This window comes from Sphingobacterium litopenaei (assembly GCF_014692495.1).
GTDB classification, from domain to species: domain Bacteria; phylum Bacteroidota; class Bacteroidia; order Sphingobacteriales; family Sphingobacteriaceae; genus Sphingobacterium; species Sphingobacterium litopenaei.
The window spans coordinates 87,064-107,960 of sequence record NZ_JACOIJ010000010.1; the positions used below are offsets into that span (position 1 = coordinate 87,064).

Below are 20,897 nucleotides of genomic sequence, written 5' to 3' on the forward strand. Positions count from 1 at the left end.
CAGTAAAGGATAGTTTTGATAAAAATGTTTCATATATTTTGTTGATGAAATAATATCATTTGTACCTAATTACATCTATGAAAGCATATTTTAGTCATTATACCAATTTAATATTCACATTCATCCTTCTTTTTACTGGAGATAGCGTTTTCGGACAAGTTCGATCAGTTATCAAATTAAATGATGGCTGGTTGTTTAAACGAGGTGAAATTCCCGAAGCCGAAAAAGTTAATTTTGACGCTAAAAATTGGGAAAAGGTTCGAATTCCACATGACTATGCTATTTTCGGGCCTTTTGACAAAGAAATTGATAAACAGACAGTAGCCATAACACAGAATAATGAAAAAGTAGCCACTGAAAAAACAGGACGTACAGGAGCGTTGCCATATATTGGTGAGGCTTGGTATCGTAATACTTTTGAAGTTCCAGATTTTAAAAAAGGCAAGCGTGCATTGTTACTTTTTGAAGGAACAATGAGCCAACCTAAGGTTTATTTGAATGGAAGATTAATCGGACAATGGAATTATGGATACAGTTATTTCTACTTTGATATCAGCGAGGAATTATTAGAAAATAAAGAAAACACTTTAGCGGTACAGCTAACCAATCTACCGCAGTCTTCACGATGGTATCCCGGAGCAGGCTTATATCGGAATGTATCTATTATTGTGACGGAAGATGTGAGCTTTGAACAATGGGGAATTAGCATAACAACAAAACAACTACAAGAAGACTTTGCGCAAGTACATGTTAAATCCGAAGTTGTAGGGCAGCCAGATTATATCGTAACTGAAATCCAAGATTTGAATGGCAAAACTGTAGCTGTAGATTCTTCTTCTAAAGTCTTTGGAAAGTTTTTCGAACAGGATATCAAAGTGGAGAATCCGAAATTATGGGAACCTGACGCGCCAAATTTATATATCGCTATATCAAAACTATATAAAGATGGTAAGTTGACGGATATAAAACATACACGGTTTGGAATAAGGACCATAGCATACATTGCTGGAAAAGGATTCTTACTAAATGATAAAGTAACCAAATTTAAAGGCGTATGTCTCCATCATGATTTAGGACCTTTGGGAGCAGCCGTAAATAAAGCCGCGCTGCGACGACAAATGGAAATTCTCAAAGATATGGGGTGTAATGCCATACGAAGTGCACATAATATGCCATCTTTTGAGCAATTGGAGTTAGCTGATGAAATGGGGTTTTTGTTTTTAGCTGAAAGCTTTGATGAATGGGCAAAGCCGAAAGTGAAGAATGGTTACGCGAAGTTTTTTAATTCCGATGCCGAGAAAGACATCGTTAATTTAGTGCGCGCAACACGAAATCATCCCAGCATAGTCATGTGGAGTTCTGGAAATGAAGTGCCGGATCAATGGGGTAGTGAAGGAGTGAAAAGAGCTAAATTTTTACAAGAAATCTTTCATCGGGAAGATCCTACGCGTCCTGTGACTGTCGGTATGGACCAAGTAAAAGCTGTTATGGAATCTGGATTTGGGGTGCTGGTGGATATTCCTGGTCTTAATTATCGAACACATTTGTACGAAGAGGCTTACCAAAAATTTCCACAAGGCATGTTGTTGGGTTCAGAAACAGCGTCTACCGTAAGTTCGCGCGGTGTATATAAATTTCCGGTTCAAATTGCGAAGAACAAAACTTATGACGATTTGCAATCTTCGAGCTATGATTTGGAATCGACAAGTTGGTCTAATCTTCCTGAAGATGATTTTATCTTGCAGGATGATAAAGATTGGGTTATAGGTGAATTTGTATGGACAGGATTTGATTATTTGGGCGAGCCAACACCTTATGATGAAAAATGGCCCTCGCGTAGTTCATATTTCGGTATCAATGACTTAGCTGGCTTGCCAAAAGATCGATTTTATTTGTACCGCAGTCGTTGGAATACTACGGATAACACCTTACATATTTTACCTCATTGGACTTGGCCAGATCGCGTGGGACAGACCACCCCCGTGTTTGTGTATACAAATTTTGATAGAGCAGAACTTTTTGTGAATGGAAAGAGCATGGGAGTTCAGCAAAAAAACAATTCTACTCCGCAACACCGTTACCGGTTAATGTGGATGGATGTGAAGTATGAGCCAGGTACGGTAAAAGTTGTCGCTTATCACAAAGACGGTTCAAAAGCAATGGAAAAAGAAATTCATACAGCAGGAAAACCTCATAAAATAGTTTTAGAAGCAGATAGAAGTACGATTAACGCTGATAAAGAAGATTTATCATTCGTCAAAGTGTCTGTAGTGGATAAGCATGGAAACTTATGTCCAAATGCGAATATACCTTTGCAGTTTGAAGTTAGTGGTGCTGGAAATTTTAAGGCAGTGTGTAATGGCGACCCTACATCTTTAGAGCCTTTTCATTTACCAACGATGAGGACTTTCAACGGACAATTAGTTGTTTTGGTTCAGTCTAAAGACAAAGCTGGAATCGCAAAATTAGTAGTAAAAGGTAAAGGTCTTAAATCTTCAGAATTATCGATTAATATAAAATAATAAGTTAATCGCAATGTATTAAAAAACGCGGAATTTCTTCCTGTGCATCGATGAAATTATTGATTTCAGGGATCTCATTCTGACCTAAATTATTAATACTGCTGGCCGAAGTATCATCAGCTAATTGTATATCCAAATACTTCAATAGTTGCTGCTTGTATAGTTCATTCTTAATCGGAAAACACACCTCAATACGATGATAAATATTGCGGTTCATCCAATCCGAAGAACCTATATATACTAAATTATCTCCAGCATGATGAAAGTGAAAAATTCGAGAATGTTCTAAAAAGCGACCTACAATACGTCTTACAGTTATATTTTCACTCAAACCTATTTGGTTAGGAATTATCCTACAAATGCTTCGGACTATAAGCTCAATTCGCACACCTGCAGAGGAAGCTTCGTATAATTTTTTTATTAAAGTTTCCTCTTCTAAATTGTTCAGTTTTATACGAATAAATGCTATACGGCCTGCTTTAGCTTGTTCAATCTCATGGTCAATAAGATTCATAAATTCGTCGTACAAATTAAAATGTGCAACTAAGAGATGGTGAAAAACCAATTCTTTATCATGAATCTTCTCGCGGTGTTTGGTTAAGAAATCAAAAAGTGTAGCAAGCTCTTTTAATGGTTTTTCGTCAGAAGTCAGCAAAGAATGATCTGTATACACTTTTGCTGTGTTTTCATTTAGATTCCCTGTTGACAAGAGTCCATAATATTTGATTTGCTCGTTTTCTAGACGTTCGACCAGAGCCACTTTAGCATGTACTTTTATTTTTGGTATACTGTAGGAAATATTTACCCCAGCTTGTTCCAAACGCTTAGCCCATTGCAAATTATTACTTTCGTCAAAACGAGCTTTTAATTCGACAAAAACATTTACTTTCTTTCCATTTTGTGCTGCATTCAATAAGGCGCGTCCAATCTTTGAATCTTTTGCCAATCGGTATAAAGTTACCCAAATGGACTGAACAGATTCGTCCATAGCCGCTTCATTGAAAAAACGCAAAACAGTGTCATAGCTATGATAGGGCGTGTGTAATAAGATTTCTTGTTGCTGTAAGACTGAAAATATAGAATTGGAATTCAATAATTCTTGAAAGGGAGGTTCTATCGAGACAGCTTGAGGATATTCTAATTGTCGATTATGAGCAGGAAAATCAAAGAAATCTTTCAAATTATGGTATTTTCCACCTTTCATGGTATTGGATTTTTTCAAATTTAAGCAGTCCAATAAGATGGCCAATTCTTCCGAAGGTAAATCGCTTTGATACAAAAGACGCGTGGCAATACCGAAATCTCGTTTACTTAATTCTTTTATTAAAGCTTCAGTTAGATCGGTTCCTGCTTCTTCTTGTAAGTTCAATTCCGCGTCGCGAGTTACTTTAAAGCTATAGAAAGATTCAATATTAGGAATAAGATTGGCTTCCGCTAAAAAGTGTTTTATGATATCATCAATAAAGAAAATATAGTACTTTTCTTCGTGAACAATAGTCTTAAACCTACCTACACTTGATGAGGGAATAGGGCAGAAGTAACGTTCTTGATTGGATGTTAGAATAAAGAAATACAACTCATTATTGAGCGGAAAGAAGTCCGTATGGTCTTCAAGCTTTGAAACATGTAAATAAGAAGCAATTTCCGCTAAGAAAAATTCACGTAGTGTAGTAAGGGCAAATTCAGGTAAAGCTAAATCGTAATGTAGAATAATATTATGCTTACTTAGTCCTGGAATTATTTCTTGAGTTAAAATATGACCAAAAAGTTCTTGCTGCTTTTTAATGATATTTTTAGCCTTTTTGTAAACGTTTAATTCAGCTTGCTGATCCGTACTGTCTAATTTTCCTTTTTTATCCAATTTCTTCCAGCCATGCAAAAGAGGTATTCGAACACGAAAAAACTCATCTAAATTAGAAGAATAAATAGCTAGAAATTTCAGTTTTTCCAATAACGGAACATAATCTCGTTGGGATTCCAACAATACGCGTTCATTGAAGTACAGCCAACTGATATCTCTATTATTAAAAAGATTATGATTTTTCATCTGCTAAAAATTCTTTAGAAAGACATGCCAATTCGAATATAAGGCAAAGTAGCCTCATTGCTAAATCCTACTGCGCCTTGAATGATAAATAGATCAGCAGGCATGAAATATATACCGCCACCGTATCCCATATGCCATTTGGATGATTGCTCATTTGTGTGCCATACGCGACCAATATCGTAAAATCCTAATACACCAAATGTGGCAGGAAGCAAATAGGAATTAATAGAAAACAATTTGATACGCGCATCTAAATTGTTGTAAGCGGTTGTTTTACCAGTAAATCGATTGGTGTTAAATCCTCTCAAACTATTTTCTCCACCGATTTTAGCATGTTGAAAGAAATAAGGATTTCCCCATACAGCCTGTGCTCCTGTACGATTAGCCAAAGTGACCGTGCTATCCAATATGGATTTGTATACACTCAAGCTAGTTTCAAAAGCAGTATACTGTCTATTAGCTTCCGAAATTTGGCTTTGCCAAGATATTTTAGAATTTAGGTGAATTCCTTTTTTAGCAAATTCCTTTTTATCTCTCGTATCGTAAGAAATTCCAGCTGCTACTCCCGTGAAAAACTTAGCGCCATAAATATCTTCAGAAGGGTAGTTGTTATCAAAATATTCAAAGAAATGTCCTCCATTGTTCGCCTTTGAACTATGGTAGAATTGTGAAGTACTACCATAATAGACATTAAATGATTTTTGTATTTCCTTTTCTAAAAAAATGTTGGCATTTACCAGATCATATCGATTACGATAATATTTTATTCCGCGAATATCTCGGTATTCGAATTGGGTATTGTTTCCATACCCAAAGAAATTACTCAGATTTCGTGGACCTAAAGACGAAAGTTCTAAAGCCAAATCATGACCAAAGATGAGGTCTTTGTATTTTCCTTCATAATCAAAAATAAAGGAACGTCGTCCCGTAAGATAGCTTCCAGAAAACTGATGTCTTTCTGCAAAAGGAGATTTTCGGAATCCTTGATTTTCGATCAAATAGCCTAGACCTAGTATCAGACCTCTGTCTACTCCATAATTTAGATTTAAGATAACACCTTTTCGGTCGTAAGCAAAATTGTAATAATCGTAAGCATGTACCGCAGTGTCATTCTTTAGACGATAACTAATTTTATTATCTAGATCAATTTTGTTTGTCGTTGTATCTTTAGTGTCGTAAAGAATAACGTTTTTATTTTTTAGGAAGGCAGCTGAACGAGAATAGATATCATAATCTTTACCGCCGAGAATGCGAACTTTAATTGGTGTTTTCCCTTGACCTTTTAATTTATATTCGTCATTTCCTGCAATGCCATAAATTCGAATTTCTTTTGTTTCATGAGGTGAAAATTGTCTTTTGAAAAGTCTTCTGCCTTGTGTCCCATCTTTCTTTTTATTGTGTACATCGATCTCGACCGATCCATTATCATCAATTGTGATTTCAATAAACTCATTTTTTGCAGAAAGAGGCAAGTCAACTACTTTAGATAGGGAATTGTAATAGGTTAATCCAGAGTTTTTTAAATCTGCGGTTCGAGCGTGTATATTGTATTCAATTTCTGCAGCACTCAATTTAGCAATAGTATCAGGCATGGCCAACATGGCCTGATGAATAAGGGAATCAGTTACAATAACTTGAAAAGAAGATATCTCTTTTTCCCAATCTTTATGATTTAAATGGTTGAGAAAAAAACGATCGAAATGGCGTTCGTTGAAATTCCAATGTGCCACATTTCTAATCTTCGGACTAAAAGGTTGTAGATGTGCTTTCAACCATTGGTAGGATAGAAGTGTAGGAAAAACACCAGACGTTTTGTAGAATACTTTATCTCGATCTCGAGGGACAGGCGAATATAATGTCTTGCCATCTTCTTTGAAAGGAGACCACCGCCAATTATCTTCATGACGATCCCAATCTCCTAATACAAAATCCAACAATCGAGCGCGTAAGGTGAGTTTTTGATCCACTTGCACATCATTGTCTTCAAGCGATTTGCGTATAACTTTATCCGTGTTATCAGTTTTAGGATCGCTGTCTGGAGTGCGAGATTCGAAAATGTAAGCTCGATTTTTGAAAATTTCTCTGTATTCGCCTAATCGAGGATCATCTCCAACATAAACGAGTTCAGGCGCCGCATGCGGAATTTCTAAAGCTTTATTAAATGTTGGAACAGTTAAAGCCCCAAAAGGATGCGCAATTGAAATCTGATCCTGTACGATGTCTTTTGCAATGGTTTTGCGGAGAGCTTGCGGAAGACTACGCTCTGGAAACTTTTGGATGGAGCGTAAAACCCATTGTCGCCCAGAAGGATCTTCCAGACGTAAGGATTGAGTTTGCATACCACCTCCCAGTTTTACCACCTGCAATCCACCTTTTTCTGTAGCGAGATTGACCACACGCATCTTCACTGGAGTATTGTAAAGTTTGCGGTAACTATCACCAAGCCAAAATCGATGAAATGCCCCAACATTATCGTATTCTGAAGCAATAATGGCGGTAGTACTATCGGATTGCTGTGCAAAAGCTGAGTTCCAACCTGCTAGAATGAATATAAGAAATAAAGATTTTTGGATATAATTCCTCATACAAAAAGATTAGATGACTTTTACTCGAATAGCACGCAATTCGCTTACGCCTTGTAGTTCCTCTAATGTAAGAAATTCATAATCTTTCTCGATTAATCCCGATAAAATAATTTCTTCCAAAATCTTTTGAATATCATCTTTGATATACTCATTGCTGAATACGATAGCAATAGTTTCTGGTTGAACTAATCGTTCTTTAGTGTTTTCAATTAATGCTTTATCAATACGTTTTTTAATAATCTGATAACGAATGTTATAACCACCTTCTACGTCAAAACGCTTTTCATCTTCCCTGAAACTGATGCTAATCTTTTCGGGATGAACAAAAAGAAGTTGGGTAGTTTTCAAAGGAAGGGGTAAATCTGTACTCAGCGTTCTCGCCTTTTGCACTACACGTATCATTGAAAGAATCTGATGTTTACACATTTCGTGTAGAATTTCGTCTCGGAAAGTGGATGTAGGCGTAATGGATTGCCCAATATAAGCGTCATACTCCACACCGTCCGTTCTGAATGTTTCAAAATAACACGGAAATATGCTTTGAAGCTGTTTGTTCAGATCATCATATTCCGATTTAATCATTTGAGTAAATGCTCGTAATGATTTCTCGAAAGGATCATTATTTGGATCTAAAATAAGTGTATTGTTTCGCTCTATCTCATCAATAGTAATAAGAAGTTTGACATTGTCTTCCAACTTCGGTTTTATTTCTGCTAAAAATATAGGCACTTTTTTCTCGAGAAACGTACGAAGATTAACAATATTTTTCTCTATCCCTTTGTCATGAATACATTGGTAAGCGTTTTCAAAATTTTGTCCATAACAGTGTAAATAATCAAAATCTTGATGTGTAATTAGCTCTTCATACAATTGCTTTAACGATTCTAAATGATGGAGCAGAGTTTGCTTTTGGGCAGCATTACGAATTCGGGTGGAGTCTTTAATATCTACAGCGCCATAGATTGGATAGACGTCTTTAAAGATGATTTTATCTAATTTTGCTGTTTCTTTATTACTGTTTAATTGGGAAAAATACGAAACGGCCACTTCATTAAATCGCCATTGCAAGGCTGGCTGAATAGAAGTGTAATTTTGCAAAATAATATTGTTCAACTGATTTTTCAAATAGGCAACAAAATCATTAGATAACTGAGCAAAATGAGGAAGATAAGGTTTTAGCTTCAATGCGTCATTTTTGTCAAAATTATTGTGTTTTGAATAAATTTCGATAAAACCTACAAAGCGGTCTGTATGAAAAAGCGGAATACCCAAATAATTGGTAATGCCATTATCTTTTAGTATTTGTATAAAGACCTGATCATTAATGTTTAAATCTTGATCTATTCCATAGGACCAAATAATAGGCTCACTCAAATAAGAATATATGGAGCATAAACTGCAGGCAATGGAATGATTCATATATTCTCCCAAAAGAATGGATTTCTTGGCGTATTCATTCTCAGAAATAGGAAAACCGCTTAATTCAAAAATGGGTAAAAAGAAGAAATCTAAATCATTCTTATGAATGATCGATCTAAAAATACTGTTTAATTCTTCCTTTAAACTTTCCTTATTCTTAATATTGACATTTTTAATAATATCTTGTAATCTCTTAATTATGAATTCTTTGTCGCGGTTTTTAAAACGTAGAATACTTAATCCTTCGAATTTGAATTTAGATAAATCAATCCCTGCCAAAGCATCGTTTAATGCATCGTAGGAATGAAATTTATTATCTCTTATCGCTGCAAGGTCGATTTTCGGAAGTGTTCCTTGGTATTGAATATCAACAAACGAAAAATCTATCTTTAGCTCATAGTATTTGGTATAACCTGCGAAGGAGCTCTCAAATATATAATCTGTCTCGATAGAGTTGATTCCATAAAAACGTTCAAGTATAAGATTATAAAGAATTAAGTTTTTTGTATTAATAGTGTCGCAATTCGTTTCTCCTTCATAGAATTTTAAACCATTAGCCGAAAGTTCCTGCAAGTTAGAAGAACTGAAAATAAGTTTGTCCGGAACGGGAAAACCAAAGGCAATAGGCTCTTCTGTTGAAAAATTTATATCTCCCGAAAGGTTTGAAATGATTTCAAAAATCGGTTTAAATTTTTCTGAATCTTTCTTAACACTCAGATTTTCAACGTGATTTTCTTCAATAATATGGAGTAATTCTTTAGCTAATAATTTTGTGCCGTAAGAAGCATCCTCGCTAATAGTCTTTATTTTTGCTATGACGGGCGAAAGCGAGAATTCTTGTTGTATATCGCTTGAATCTATATTTAAATCAATATGTATATTCTTGAATGGCATGTAATCTAATTCTCTAGTCGTTAATAATATTCTTTTATACTATTTCTTTGGTAACAAAGTTTCAAAGGATTTTGTAACGGTTCCTTTTTCTACAGTATAAAAAGCAAGTCTAATGTCTTCACTGGAAAGAACATCTAATACACAAAATCCTTGCTTATTGGAAACAAATTTTTGCGCCGTATTATGAGCTATATGTGAAGTTTTGGAACCCGAACCTGTCACTATTTGCGTAATATTCTGGTTTTCTATGAATTGCAAGCCATGATCATGTCCAGCTATAAAAAGTATGTTTTTATGATTTGACGTACTATTAGTAATGTCGTTTATAAGTTTCTGATAGATAGTGTGTCCCATATCTTCAGCTGAATGAAATATTGTATTTCTAAGTAACGGATATACCGATCCAATAATAGGCAATGGGACATACAAATTCTTCCATTTTCTAGTCAAAGGAAAAACGTGATCTTTCCATGTTATATTTTTTCCATGTTCACCATAGGACAGCATAGGGTGGTGGGAAAGAATAAAAATTGTTTGGTCTGGATTTGAAGAAATCAAGGATTTAATGTTATCCAAAAAGATATTTCTTACCTGTTCCGAAAGGGCAGAATCTGGATTACTGTGATGAGGAAATAACCAATATTCACTATCGTATAGAATAGCCTTAGTAGTATTTGTGATATCCACTACTGATACATCTGCAGTGCCTGCTTTGGGTACAAATTTTAAAAGATCTAATGACCGTGAAAATAAATACGCCTCTTGAGCTTTAACTTTTTCCAATCCCTGCTTGCCTGATTTATCCCAATCGTGATTCCCGGCGATAAATGTAACAGGCACATTAATATAGATAAATGGGGCATATTGGTGCCTTAGTATTTGTTCTGTTTCTAAAGCGCTCGCACTATCTATTCCCATTCCAACAGGATAAATATTGTCTCCTAAAAAATAAACAGAAGTTTTTTCAGGAATAACAAGTCCTAGAGCGGTCTTAATAGAAAGTTGTTGTCCTTCATTTATTTCACCTGCATCACCGAATAGGAGCATACGATGAGTAATCGTTTGCCCAAAAGAATTAATCGATAAAAGTAAAAGTAAGGAAAGTAAATACTTCATTATATTTCGCTCTTAAACTGATATAATGCGGCGGAGTTTGAATCTCCAATTTCACTGCTAATAAATAATTCTCCCTTGGTATTTATCGCTAATCCTTCTGGTTGTTCAAATTGACGACGTTGGAATGAAACCAAATTTTTTGGATTAAAATCAGAATCTGTAACCAAGAGAAACTTGTCAATAGAAGAGATTATAAACCATTCTTGTGTCTTCGCGTTATATGTTATTGCTGAAGGTTTAATGCTTTTTCCTATATCGGATTTCCAAGATTTAAGACTATTTATATCCAAACTAAACGTTTTATAAGTAGTGTCGAAACTTCCATTTTCTCCCAATTGCAAAATATACCCCGTAAGAGTGCCGTTAGATTTGTCTATTTTACATTCTTTACATAGCACATGAAGTGTATTATTCGATGGGTTGATAGCTAAAGATTCATATTCACCCTTCGGTAATAGATTCTTAATTACTTGAACATTTGATTTATCATTTTTATGATCAAACGGGAAATAAAATATATCTCCATTGCTCTTTAACACATAAAAGTACTTTCCATCCGTCGCAACATCTTCATAATCTCCACTTTTGCCAAAAGTAAATTCATCAATGACTTTTTCTTGCAATAAACTGTAAGAATACAACTTACCTAATTCATCTTGAATAGCATAAATAACTTCTGTGTGTTGAGGATGAAATGTAATTCCTGAAATTTCATCCAATACTGCCGGTAATGTATATATCTTTTGTGATGTATTTAAATCATATTGGAAACTAGATACTGCAATAGTATTATCTTTCGATTTTTGCTGACCATTGCTCGAGGTTTGGCAAGAGCTTAAAACCCATACGCACATCAAATAAAATAAGAATAGTGTATTCTTTGACATATTATAATACTATTTACCTGCAACAACCGCTATGCTAAAAGCTATAACAGAGATTATCAAACCAATCATAAAAATTCCATACGCGTAACGCAAAAGAACGTACTTACGCCCCAAAGAAACACCTTGGGAATATACATCTCTTGTTAACATACCGTAAAGTAATTCGCTGTCTTCCATAGCTTTACCCATTCCTTTTTCGTAATCTATATAACTCATCTTATAGAAGTTTCCGAAGAAGAGAAGATTGACTTTTTTCTTTTCCAATTGATCTAAATTAAAATACCCGTTAGGAATTTTTGGAATAGTAGAAAGAATAGCAAAGATCATAGTTAAAACCACGATCACCATTAAAAATATCGTTGGAATCAATAAATGCGTATCATTATCCAACTTGCGAAGCAGTACAGTGACAACCAACGATAATATAATGGAATTGACAGTTAACAAGATATTTGCTTTGTTGTCCGCCATATCGCTCAAGCGTTGATTGTTTGACGAGGTAATGCGAAACATTGTTTCTATCCCACGTTCCGGTTTCTTATTTAAAGCACTTTTATCTTTTGATTTTTTTTCTTCTTTGATAAGAGTTTCCAAGTTTTCTTGCTTCTTTTTTTCCAATTTTTCCTTTGCGTAATCTGTATGATATTTGTGTTCTTGCATAAGCAGAATAGTCATTCTTCGCCACAGTCCTTTACCTATTTTTTTGTTATGTGTATTCTCGATTTCTTGATGAATGAGTTTACTTTTTTCTTTGAAATTTTGAGATCCCAAATGAAATAAATCCGCATCGCAGAGAATTGACTCTAATAGATTAGTAGGCGATTGTGGCATTTTAGTGGAAAGAATACAATCTTTAACTTTTTGAATCACTTCTTCAGACACTTCTTCGGCTTTCAAAAAGTCTTCCGCTAGTTGCGCACTTCGAACTTCATGATCCTGGCTACCACCATTCATATATCCTAAATCGTGAAAATAGGCTGCAGTAACCACTATAAAATAGTCTTCATCGGGCAAATTATAATGTGTCGCAATTTCTTTTGTCGCATTTACCACACCTTCGGTATGTTGCATACCATGATAACAATAGTTACTGGCACAATTGCCAAATAAGGATTGTATATGGAGTTGAATTTTAACTAGTAATGAGCTGTATGCTGTCATACAATTTGTTTAATGATAATAGGTATTTGAACAGTTCTATCCATTTAAATTTACTATTATTTTCGCAAAAATACCTTTAATAATGGATTAACATGTCACTCTATTTTCAAGATATTATCTATTATATGCTATAACTAGTTCCCATATTTATAGTTTTATATGCAGAGTAAGTCGTTAATTTTATAATAAATTATTTACTTTAGATAAAAAAAACAAACTATCTTTCATTCTATGAATCAAAGATTTTTAAAAACTGCATTAGGAATAATAATTGCGAATATATTTGCCCTTACCGTGGTGGGAATTCAAACTAAAATTTCGCATGAAAACTCTTCGGGTATAATTGTCTTTTCTTCTTTCGTAATTGTTCCTATTCTCATGGGTATTATTTCTGCAGGAATTTGGCGGGATTTAGAATTGAGAGGTAAGCAATTGACCTTATTATCGTTGTTAAATGGTATAATAGGAATAATATTAAGTTATTTTTTATTAGGTGAAGGTATTTTGTGTTTACTGATCGTCTCACCACTAATAGGAGCTTTTGTTATTACAGGTGCTTTTTTAGGAAGAGCAATGTTTAAACGCAAAAATCAAAAACTCAATGTCAGTGTGATTTCCTTATTGATAGCAGTGTTTATAGTTGATTCTATAAGTGATCATGATCATGAAAATTTAGTTGCTGATGAGATTTTAATTGAAGCCACTCCTGACAAAATATGGCCACATGTAGTAGCTTTTGATAAAATAGAAGAGAAGGAAAAATATTGGTTTTTCAAAATCGGTATGCCCAGTCCAATGGCTACAACAGTGAGTGCACGAGAATTAGGTGCCAACCGTAAATGTATATTTAGCAATGGGTATATTTTTGATGAAACAATTGTTGAATTTGAAGAGAATAAAAAACTAACTTTTGATATCATCGATCAGCCAAAAGACCCAGAAATAATGGGGCATATTGATATTAAAAGAGGTCAATTTATCCTAAAAGATAATGGTAATGGAACGACCACTTTAATTGGAAACAGTTGGTATAAGTTGTATGTTTTCCCGACCTGGTATTTTGATTTGTGGGCGGAGAATGTGACGCGAAATGTGCATTTTCGTGTCATGGAGCACATAAAACACCTTAGTGAAAAGAACTAGATGTTTTCGTTCGTCGTCAAATATTTAGGCTATTTGAAGCATATTCCCTTGATGGGAAATGTTTATGACAGTATAATGCGGATTTGGTATTTAATAACGAATCCAATAATATTAGACTTCATAGATGAATTAGAATCTTTTGGTCAGCAAATGCCCGATGTAATTATTTTGATGCACCCATATGGAGGGTTACAATTCGATTTTAATAAGAAAGAATTAGCGCATATACATAGCAATGGTCTTTTAGATGTCCTTTTATCAAAAAAACTGAAGGCTCAATTATTGTTTGAAGGTCGAATTTCATCCCATCATGTCTTTCCTAAGTCGGGTTGGATTAGCTTTTATATTAAAAATACCGATGATTTAGTTTATGCAAAAAAGCTTCTTTCTCTAGCCTATCAACAAAGATCATTCAAAAACATGTCTTAAATCACACTTTTGGCAATAATTAGAATTTTATTGCCATTTGTGAATAAATTTTTAAATGAATTAGTCTCTAAGTTTGCACTAATTAATTTAGAATAAAGGGCAGTGAATTTAAATTTCCCAACTTGGGTAAAGAGGTCTTTAGCGATAGGCGTGCTATCGTCCTCGGTATATACAACTTATGCGATCGATTCATTACATGTATCGTTGGATGATATCCTAAAACATGCAATGAATAACAGTAAACACATCAAACAATCACACTTAAACTTAAAACAAAAAGAAGTAGAGGTAGAGCAAACACGAATGGAATTACTTCCAAAAATTTCTGTTCGTGGGTCCGCAAGTTATGCAACTAATATGCCCATTTATGACAATGGGATTTTCAAAAAACCTTCTCAACACGAGGTCATCCATTATTTATACGATACTGGAGCAGATTTTTATTTGAACCTTTATAATGGCCATCGTGATTTGATGAAGATTCAATCCGCGAAATTAGAGAAAGAAATTGCTTCTATAGATTGGTTGACGGCCAATGCAGAAATCAAGATGGAAGTTTGCAATCTTTATTTGGATTTGCAACGTTGCTATATTCACAAGAATTTGATTGAAAATGATATTATCGATCAAAAAGAACAATTAAAGCAAGTAAAAAACCTGTACAAAGCAGGTTCTGTGCTTTCTAGTGATGTATTACGAATAGAATTGGAATTGTCTAAACGTGAAATGTTGCTTGTTCAAATTCAACATGATATTGCTGCAAACAATCAAAAATTACAGTTTATTACTGGCATTGATGATGAGATAGTTCCTACGGAACGAGTTTTTGACAAAACACTGTTCGACTACGAGGAAATTGTGAAAGAAGCCAAAGAAAACGCATTTATCCTCCAAAAATCAGAACAGGAAGTTCAACTCAAAAAGCTTTCCATCAAGCAAGCCAAATCCAATTATCTTCCCGAACTCGGACTTACAAGTACCTTCACTTTCGCAAATCCTCAAATATTTCTTTATCCCTATAATGATGCCTGGTACAACTTAGGTATCGTAGGTCTGAAGTTGAATATTCCTATTTCATCATTTTACTTGAATAAGAATGTGGTCAAATCAGCTAACATCGCTTATGAACGTGAAAAAGTAAAACATCACCACGAGGAAGAAACATTAGAAAATCAATTGTTGCAAGCTTTCTTAGGGTATAAACTTGCATTGGAAGAGAAGGATGTAAAATTGAAAAATGTCGATTTAGCCCAAGAGAATGCACGTATCATTAAAAACCGCTATTTCAAATCTGCAGCATTAGTTACAGACCTTCTCGATGCAGATATGCAATTATTGCAAACATTATTTGAGCTGGAAACAGCCAAAATCGCTATACAGAAACACTATTATTTTATTGAATTTTTAAAGGGTACTATTTAATGAAGCCTAAATCGGAGCAGCATTTATCAGATAGAAAATTAACACGCATCACAAATATTCTAGCTGGGGTCATTTTATTTGTGTTATTAATTTGGGGAGGAAAAACATTGTGGTTGCGTGTCAGGTATACTTATACGAATGATGCGCAGGTGACACAATATATAAATCCTGTTATTTCCCGTGTCGGAGGATATATTGTTTCTGTAAACTACCGCGATCACCAAACGGTAAAAAGAAGTGATACTTTATTGGTTATTGACAATCGAGAATACAAATATGAAGCGGATCAGGCTTCAGCATCAATTCAGCGCGAGAATGCGGAAATCAGTGTTTTGTCGAGCAAAAAGCAAATTTTAAATCAAGAACACGAAGCGTTGCAAAAATCTATTAGCGCCAGCGAAGCAAAAGTAAAAAAGCAACAGTTGGAATATGATCGCTATAAGTTCTTATACGATGAAAAATCAGCAACAGCACAACAATTGGAAGAAGTAGAAGCAAAACTTGATATATACAAAAGTGAATTAGAATCGCTAAAACATAAATTGGATGCATCGAAAGAGCGAGTAGAAGATGTCGATGTCCAAAAGAATGTAATTGGCGCAGAAAAAAGTCGTTTGGCTGCTGCTGCAGGCAGAAAACATTTGGATGTTGGTTATACAATCATTCGTGCGCCTTATGATGGTATCATGGGAAAAAGAACTATTGAAGTAGGGCAGATGATCAATGCGGGTGAAGTTTTAGGATTTATTGTGAATGCCGAAACGCCTGTATGGGTTACTGCGAACTTTAAAGAAACGCAGTTGCGTCATTTGGCTCTAAATGATAAAGTAGAAATTGAAGCGGATGCTTACCCAGATGAGAAGTTTATAGGTCATATTATTTCGATATCACCAGCAACAGGTTCTTCTTTTTCACTCTTGCCTCCAGATAACTCTACAGGTAACTTCGTGAAGATCGTACAGCGTGTTCCGGTTCGTATTGAATTAGATAAAGGACAAAACGAAAATAAGCTTCGTTCGGGTATGAATGTGAATGTTTCTGTTCCGAAAAAATAACAGAGGTGAAAGGAATATTCAAAGAGTGGGTGCCAGAATGGTTGATCAAGTTGATTCTTTTCAGCGGATTGATGCCCAGCATGGTTTTATTTTTTCTACCGGGCGCCAATATCAATGTGACAGCAGGTTATTACGGTTGTCAGCCATCGGATGTACAGTTATTAATTGTATTGTTTTATGCAGGCTTTGTAGGTTTCTATATATTAGAAAGACGATTTTTTCAGTTCTTTCCTGTCAAACATTACTACATTATATTCAATATACTGCAAATATTGAATTGTCTGCTCATGCATTTGATTTCGGATATTGAATGGGTGTATGGATTGCGATTTTTTCAAGGAATGTTATTTGCTTCTGCGGTGAATCTGTCTATTTCTATGATATTCTCCCGATTGAAATCTGAGAGAGCAAAGGAGGGAAGTTATGCTGTGTTTTTTGGTATGTTATTGTGTAGTTCGCCATTCAATACCTTCGTTACAGCAGATTTTATTGATTCCTTCAATTTCGATGAAATCTACTTTTACGCAGCCATTTCTTTTGTTCCAGGGCTTATCATGATTATGCTGACGATGCGTTCCATCCGTCAGGCAAAACCTTATCCTTTATTTTCTTTGGATTGGGGAAGTTTTATTTTGTACAGCTTGCTTATTGTAAGTTTCGGTTATATGATGGTGTACGGGCAAGAAGTCTATTGGTTCTCAGATTCCAAAATGCTTATTGCACTGATCTTATTTATCTCGCTAACACTAATTTTTACTGTTCGCCAAAATGTGTTGAAGCGTATTTGTATTCACATGGGAATATTCAAAAGCCGAAATTTTCTTTTAGGACTTTTGGTGCTTTACATGATGTATATTGAGCGTTTCTCATTGTCAATTGCCAATCAGTATTTCCTTCAAGTATTGCATTTAGATCCAATACATTTATCCTATATACAATGGTTTAATATTTTAGGGATAGTCTGCGGGGTAGTCTTTTCGATGTATTGGATTCTGGCAAAACGATCGGTAAAATGGATGTGGTCTTTTGGGTATATTAGCTTGTTGACTTTCCATCAGATCATGTTCTTTTCTTTCGAAAGTGATGGTAATGACTATTATTTCTTTATTCCACTAGTGATTCATGGATTAGGAGTAGGATTGATCATGGTGCCGACAATTCTCTTTGTAATTTCCAGCGTCAAAACTCATTTTGGCGTTTCTGCAGCAGCTGTTTGTTTAGCAATTCGCTATTTAGGATATACAACAAGTATAGGATTACAGAATTTTTTCAAACTATTTGAAAATTCACAACACCAAGAGGCTTTTGGCAGTCAACTTCAACCGAATAATCCAATTTTCAGAGAATACTTATCCACAGAAGCGGGAAAATTAATGAATCAAGGCTTGCAATATAAAGAGCATGCTGCCGCAATTAAGTTAATAGCCCAACGTGTACGGAATGAGGCTTATGTTCGCTATGCCATGGATTATTACGAATTGATGTCCCTTATTAGCATTTGTTTATTGGTGTTGATTTTATTCTCACCATCATTGAAAACGATGTATAATAAATTAAAGCAAAATCTAGTCTCACCAGCATAGTCCGTTTTTATCTTCATATATTATATTTTAACAGTAGAAAGCCTGAGCAAATGTTCAGGCTTTCTTTATAAAATTTCACAAAGTTTTCTTTATTTTAGACAAATCAATAACATAAACTATGATTTTAAAATACTCCTTAGAGGAGAATCATTATTTAATATATCAATTATACACAGCTTCGAAATCGGAGCGCATAACAAAGAAAAGATTTAGAAATAAGATAATTGTACCTGTATTTTACGTGTTCTTTGGTATTCTTTTTTTGTCAAAGAAAATATAGCGTTAGCTATAATTTTTGGTGTTTTCGCTATTCTATGGTGTTCCTTTATCCTAAATGGGAAAGAAGAAAATATACAAACCATTTTAAAGCATATATTAAGGAGAATTTCGTAGAAAAATTAAATCAGGTTGTAACAGTTGAATTGGCTGATGATTTTATTCATACACGTGATGCCGGAAGCGAAAGTAAAGTTTCAACGAGCGAAGTCATGGAATTGGTTGAGATTTCTTCTATGTTTTTGATTAAAATTAAAGGTGGTCAATCATTAATTATTCCAAAAGAAGATACAAATCATACAGAATCTATAAAACTAAGATTACTTGAAATGTATAAACTGCTTAATATACCTTATTCAGAAGAATTGAATTGGGAATGGAAATAGAGATATCTATTTTAAATCAAAAGCCTGAACATATGTTCAGGCTTTTGATTTTTACTTTTCTATATCTTTTAGACTGGCCATCTTTTTATATTCCAAGAAGCCTTTAATATCCTCAAAGTGTTCGCGTACACGTTTATTTCCGAATTCAAAAACTTTGGTAACCAAACCATCTAAGAAATCACGGTCGTGGGAAACTAAAATCAATGTACCATCGAAATCCTGCAAAGCGTCTTTAATAATATCTTTAGTTTTCATATCCAAATGGTTGGTAGGCTCATCGAGAATCAACACGTTTACAGGTTCTAACAATAATTTTATCATCGCCAGACGTGTTTTTTCTCCTCCAGAAAGCACTTTTACTTTTTTATTCATATCATCACCGCTGAACATAAAAGCACCCAACAAGTCTTTGATTTTCACACGCACATCACCCACAGCGATTTGATCAATTGTGTCGAAAACTGTTAATTCTCCATCCAATAGAGAAGCTTGATTCTGCGCAAAGTACCCGATTTTAGCATTATGACCGACTTTCAACGTACCTTCAAAATCAATTTCACCCATCATGGCTTTTATCATGGTCGATTTACCTTCACCGTTTTTTCCAACAAAAGCTAGTTTTTGACCTCGTTCGATAACCATATTTGCTTTTTCAAAAACAACATGGTCTCCGTACGATTTAGAAAGATCTTCGACAATCACAGGATAATTACCCGAACGCGGAGAAGGAGGGAATTTCAAACGTAATGCTGAATTGTCCACTTCATCCACTTGAATGATTTCTAGTTTCTCCAACATTTTCACGCGAGATTGTACCTGTAGTGTTTTTGAATACGTTCCTTTGAATCGGTCGATAAATTCTTGATTGTCGGCAATGAACTTTTGTTGCTCTTCATATGCCTTCAATTGATGAGCACGACGTTCCTTTCGTAATTCTAAATAGTGCGAATATTTGGCTTTATAGTCATAAATACGTCCCATTGTTACCTCAATCGTACGATTCGTGATATTATCGACAAAAGCACGGTCATGGGAAATAACGATAACAGCTTTCGCTGAATTAACCAAGAATTCTTCTAACCATTGAATACTTTCGATATCCATGTGGTTGGTAGGCTCATCCAAAAGAATAAGATCCGGCTTTTTAAGGAGAATTTTAGCTAATTCGATACGCATACGCCATCCACCAGAAAATTCTGAAGTTGGTCTTGTGAAATCAGTACGTTCGAAGCCAAGACCTTTTAATACCTTCTCGACTTCTGCATCATAGTTCGTTTCTTCGATCGAGTAATATTTTTCGCTCAATTCAGATACGCGTTCGATTAATTTCATGTAATCATCCGATTCGTAATCTGTACGAATGTTCAGCTGCTCATTGATTTGATCAAGCTCATCACGCATTTTATAAACTTCTTCGAAGGCTTTAGAAGCTTCTTCGAAGACAGTTGCATTATCCGTTGTAAGAAGATGTTGTGGTAAGTAGGCAATAACAGCTTCCTTAGGGCCAGATACGCCACCTGTAGTCGCCTTACCGACACCAGCTATAATTTTAAGTAAGGTAGATTTCCCAGCACCATTTTTGCCCATTAGGGCTATTTTGTCATTTTCATTAATAGAAAAAGATACGTCGCTAAATAAGGTAGTGCCCCCAAATGTTACAGAGACATTATTTACATCAATCACAATTAAAATTTTTTATGAGTTGCAAAGATAAGATTTAAGTGGGTTATTTCTAATTATATGCACAATCATATTGAATACCCTACAAAATAAATTTGTTGTAGCTCACTAATTAATATTAATAAGTTTAATATTTTTTTTAATAAAAATTAAAATATATGTGGCTACAGTAGTGTCCAAAATAAGGGAAAAAATGGCGGTGTATTTATATAGCAGGGATTGCTATATTTAATTCGCTAAAATTCCATCACCGCCATGGTAAATATAAACGTATTTTCTCAGATATTAGGAC

14 protein-coding genes are annotated in these 20,897 nt (G+C 34.7%); 7 read left to right on the top strand and 7 right to left on the bottom strand.

All coding sequences use genetic code 11. The features are described from left to right. Positions 1–77 precede the first annotated feature (77 nt). Entirely contained in the window at positions 78–2,522 is a 2,445-nt protein-coding gene (locus H8B04_RS07380) for a DUF4982 domain-containing protein (protein ID WP_190301929.1), read from the top strand. Positions 2,523–2,526: 4 nt separating this feature from the next. On the opposite strand, the gene ppk1 is transcribed toward H8B04_RS07380, so the two are convergent. The 6 genes from ppk1 to H8B04_RS07410 are packed head-to-tail and all read right to left on the bottom strand — an operon-like array spanning position 2,527 to position 12,631. Further along, positions 2,527–4,569 carry a polyphosphate kinase 1 gene (ppk1, locus tag H8B04_RS07385; protein WP_190301930.1) on the bottom strand — a complete coding sequence of 681 codons (2,043 nt, stop codon included), beginning with the start codon at positions 4,567–4,569 and terminating at the stop codon, positions 2,527–2,529. A 14-nt stretch (positions 4,570–4,583) separates the two neighbouring features. Then, on the bottom strand, positions 4,584–7,154 hold the full coding sequence (locus H8B04_RS07390) for a BamA/TamA family outer membrane protein (protein ID WP_190301931.1): 2,571 nt from the start codon (positions 7,152–7,154) through the stop codon (positions 4,584–4,586). Between the two features lie 9 nt (positions 7,155–7,163). Beyond that, positions 7,164–9,467: a hypothetical protein gene (locus H8B04_RS07395; protein ID WP_190301932.1), complete on the bottom strand. Its 2,304-nt coding sequence runs from the start codon at positions 9,465–9,467 to the stop codon at positions 7,164–7,166. A 39-nt stretch (positions 9,468–9,506) separates the two neighbouring features. After that, positions 9,507–10,583, bottom strand: coding sequence for a metallophosphoesterase (locus tag H8B04_RS07400; RefSeq protein WP_165289758.1), 1,077 nt, complete (start codon positions 10,581–10,583; stop codon positions 9,507–9,509). After that, positions 10,583–11,470 (bottom strand): SdiA-regulated domain-containing protein, encoded by an 888-nt coding sequence (locus H8B04_RS07405; RefSeq protein WP_190301933.1) that lies wholly within the window; start codon positions 11,468–11,470, stop codon positions 10,583–10,585. Before H8B04_RS07405 ends, H8B04_RS07400 begins: the two co-directional genes overlap by 1 nt. A 9-nt stretch (positions 11,471–11,479) precedes the next feature. After that, positions 11,480–12,631: a Pycsar system effector family protein gene (locus H8B04_RS07410; protein WP_190301934.1), complete on the bottom strand. Its 1,152-nt coding sequence runs from the start codon at positions 12,629–12,631 to the stop codon at positions 11,480–11,482. Positions 12,632–12,862: 231 nt separating this feature from the next. Here H8B04_RS07410 and H8B04_RS07415 point away from each other — a divergent pair, with 231 nt between their 5' ends. From H8B04_RS07415 to H8B04_RS07440, 6 genes are all read left to right on the top strand, one after another. After that, a complete protein-coding gene (locus tag H8B04_RS07415; RefSeq protein WP_165289755.1) occupies positions 12,863–13,774 on the top strand; it encodes an SRPBCC family protein in 912 nt (303 codons plus the stop codon). Between the two features lie 33 nt (positions 13,775–13,807). After that, positions 13,808–14,203 carry a luciferase domain-containing protein gene (locus tag H8B04_RS07420; RefSeq protein ID WP_223815317.1) on the top strand — a complete coding sequence of 132 codons (396 nt, stop codon included), beginning with the start codon at positions 13,808–13,810 and terminating at the stop codon, positions 14,201–14,203. A gap of 102 nt (positions 14,204–14,305) precedes the next feature. Then, on the top strand, positions 14,306–15,625 hold the full coding sequence (locus H8B04_RS07425; protein WP_190301936.1) for a TolC family protein: 1,320 nt from the start codon (positions 14,306–14,308) through the stop codon (positions 15,623–15,625). Next, positions 15,625–16,680 carry an HlyD family secretion protein gene (locus H8B04_RS07430; protein WP_190301937.1) on the top strand — a complete coding sequence of 352 codons (1,056 nt, stop codon included), beginning with the start codon at positions 15,625–15,627 and terminating at the stop codon, positions 16,678–16,680. The genes H8B04_RS07425 and H8B04_RS07430 overlap by 1 nt, the downstream gene beginning before the upstream one ends. Before the next feature lie 5 nt (positions 16,681–16,685). Continuing rightward, the gene (locus H8B04_RS07435) at positions 16,686–18,263 is read left to right on the top strand and encodes an efflux MFS transporter permease (RefSeq protein WP_190301938.1); all 1,578 of its coding nucleotides are present in this window, start codon (positions 16,686–16,688) and stop codon (positions 18,261–18,263) included. 314 nt (positions 18,264–18,577) lie between these two features. After that, positions 18,578–18,925 (top strand): YcxB family protein, encoded by a 348-nt coding sequence (locus tag H8B04_RS07440; RefSeq protein ID WP_190301939.1) that lies wholly within the window; start codon positions 18,578–18,580, stop codon positions 18,923–18,925. A gap of 51 nt (positions 18,926–18,976) precedes the next feature. On the opposite strand, the gene H8B04_RS07445 is transcribed toward H8B04_RS07440, so the two are convergent. Further along, entirely contained in the window at positions 18,977–20,608 is a 1,632-nt protein-coding gene (locus H8B04_RS07445; RefSeq protein ID WP_190301940.1) for an ABC-F family ATP-binding cassette domain-containing protein, read from the bottom strand. Between the last annotated feature and the right edge of the window lie 289 nt (positions 20,609–20,897).

Excerpts from the sequence above, each read along its gene's own strand:
- ppk1 (WP_190301930.1), bottom strand. The coding sequence starts at position 4,569 with ATGAAAAATCATAATCTTTTTAATAATAGAGATATCAGTTGGCTGTAC.
- H8B04_RS07390 (WP_190301931.1), bottom strand. The coding sequence starts at position 7,154 with ATGAGGAATTATATCCAAAAATCTTTATTTCTTATATTCATTCTAGCA.
- H8B04_RS07380 (WP_190301929.1), top strand. The coding sequence starts at position 78 with ATGAAAGCATATTTTAGTCATTATACCAATTTAATATTCACATTCATC.
- H8B04_RS07415 (WP_165289755.1), top strand. The coding sequence starts at position 12,863 with ATGAATCAAAGATTTTTAAAAACTGCATTAGGAATAATAATTGCGAAT.
- H8B04_RS07430 (WP_190301937.1), top strand. The coding sequence starts at position 15,625 with ATGAAGCCTAAATCGGAGCAGCATTTATCAGATAGAAAATTAACACGC.
- H8B04_RS07410 (WP_190301934.1), bottom strand. The coding sequence starts at position 12,631 with ATGACAGCATACAGCTCATTACTAGTTAAAATTCAACTCCATATACAA.
- H8B04_RS07440 (WP_190301939.1), top strand. The coding sequence starts at position 18,578 with ATGGTGTTCCTTTATCCTAAATGGGAAAGAAGAAAATATACAAACCAT.
- H8B04_RS07400 (WP_165289758.1), bottom strand. The coding sequence starts at position 10,583 with ATGAAGTATTTACTTTCCTTACTTTTACTTTTATCGATTAATTCTTTT.
- H8B04_RS07395 (WP_190301932.1), bottom strand. The coding sequence starts at position 9,467 with ATGCCATTCAAGAATATACATATTGATTTAAATATAGATTCAAGCGAT.
- H8B04_RS07405 (WP_190301933.1), bottom strand. The coding sequence starts at position 11,470 with ATGTCAAAGAATACACTATTCTTATTTTATTTGATGTGCGTATGGGTT.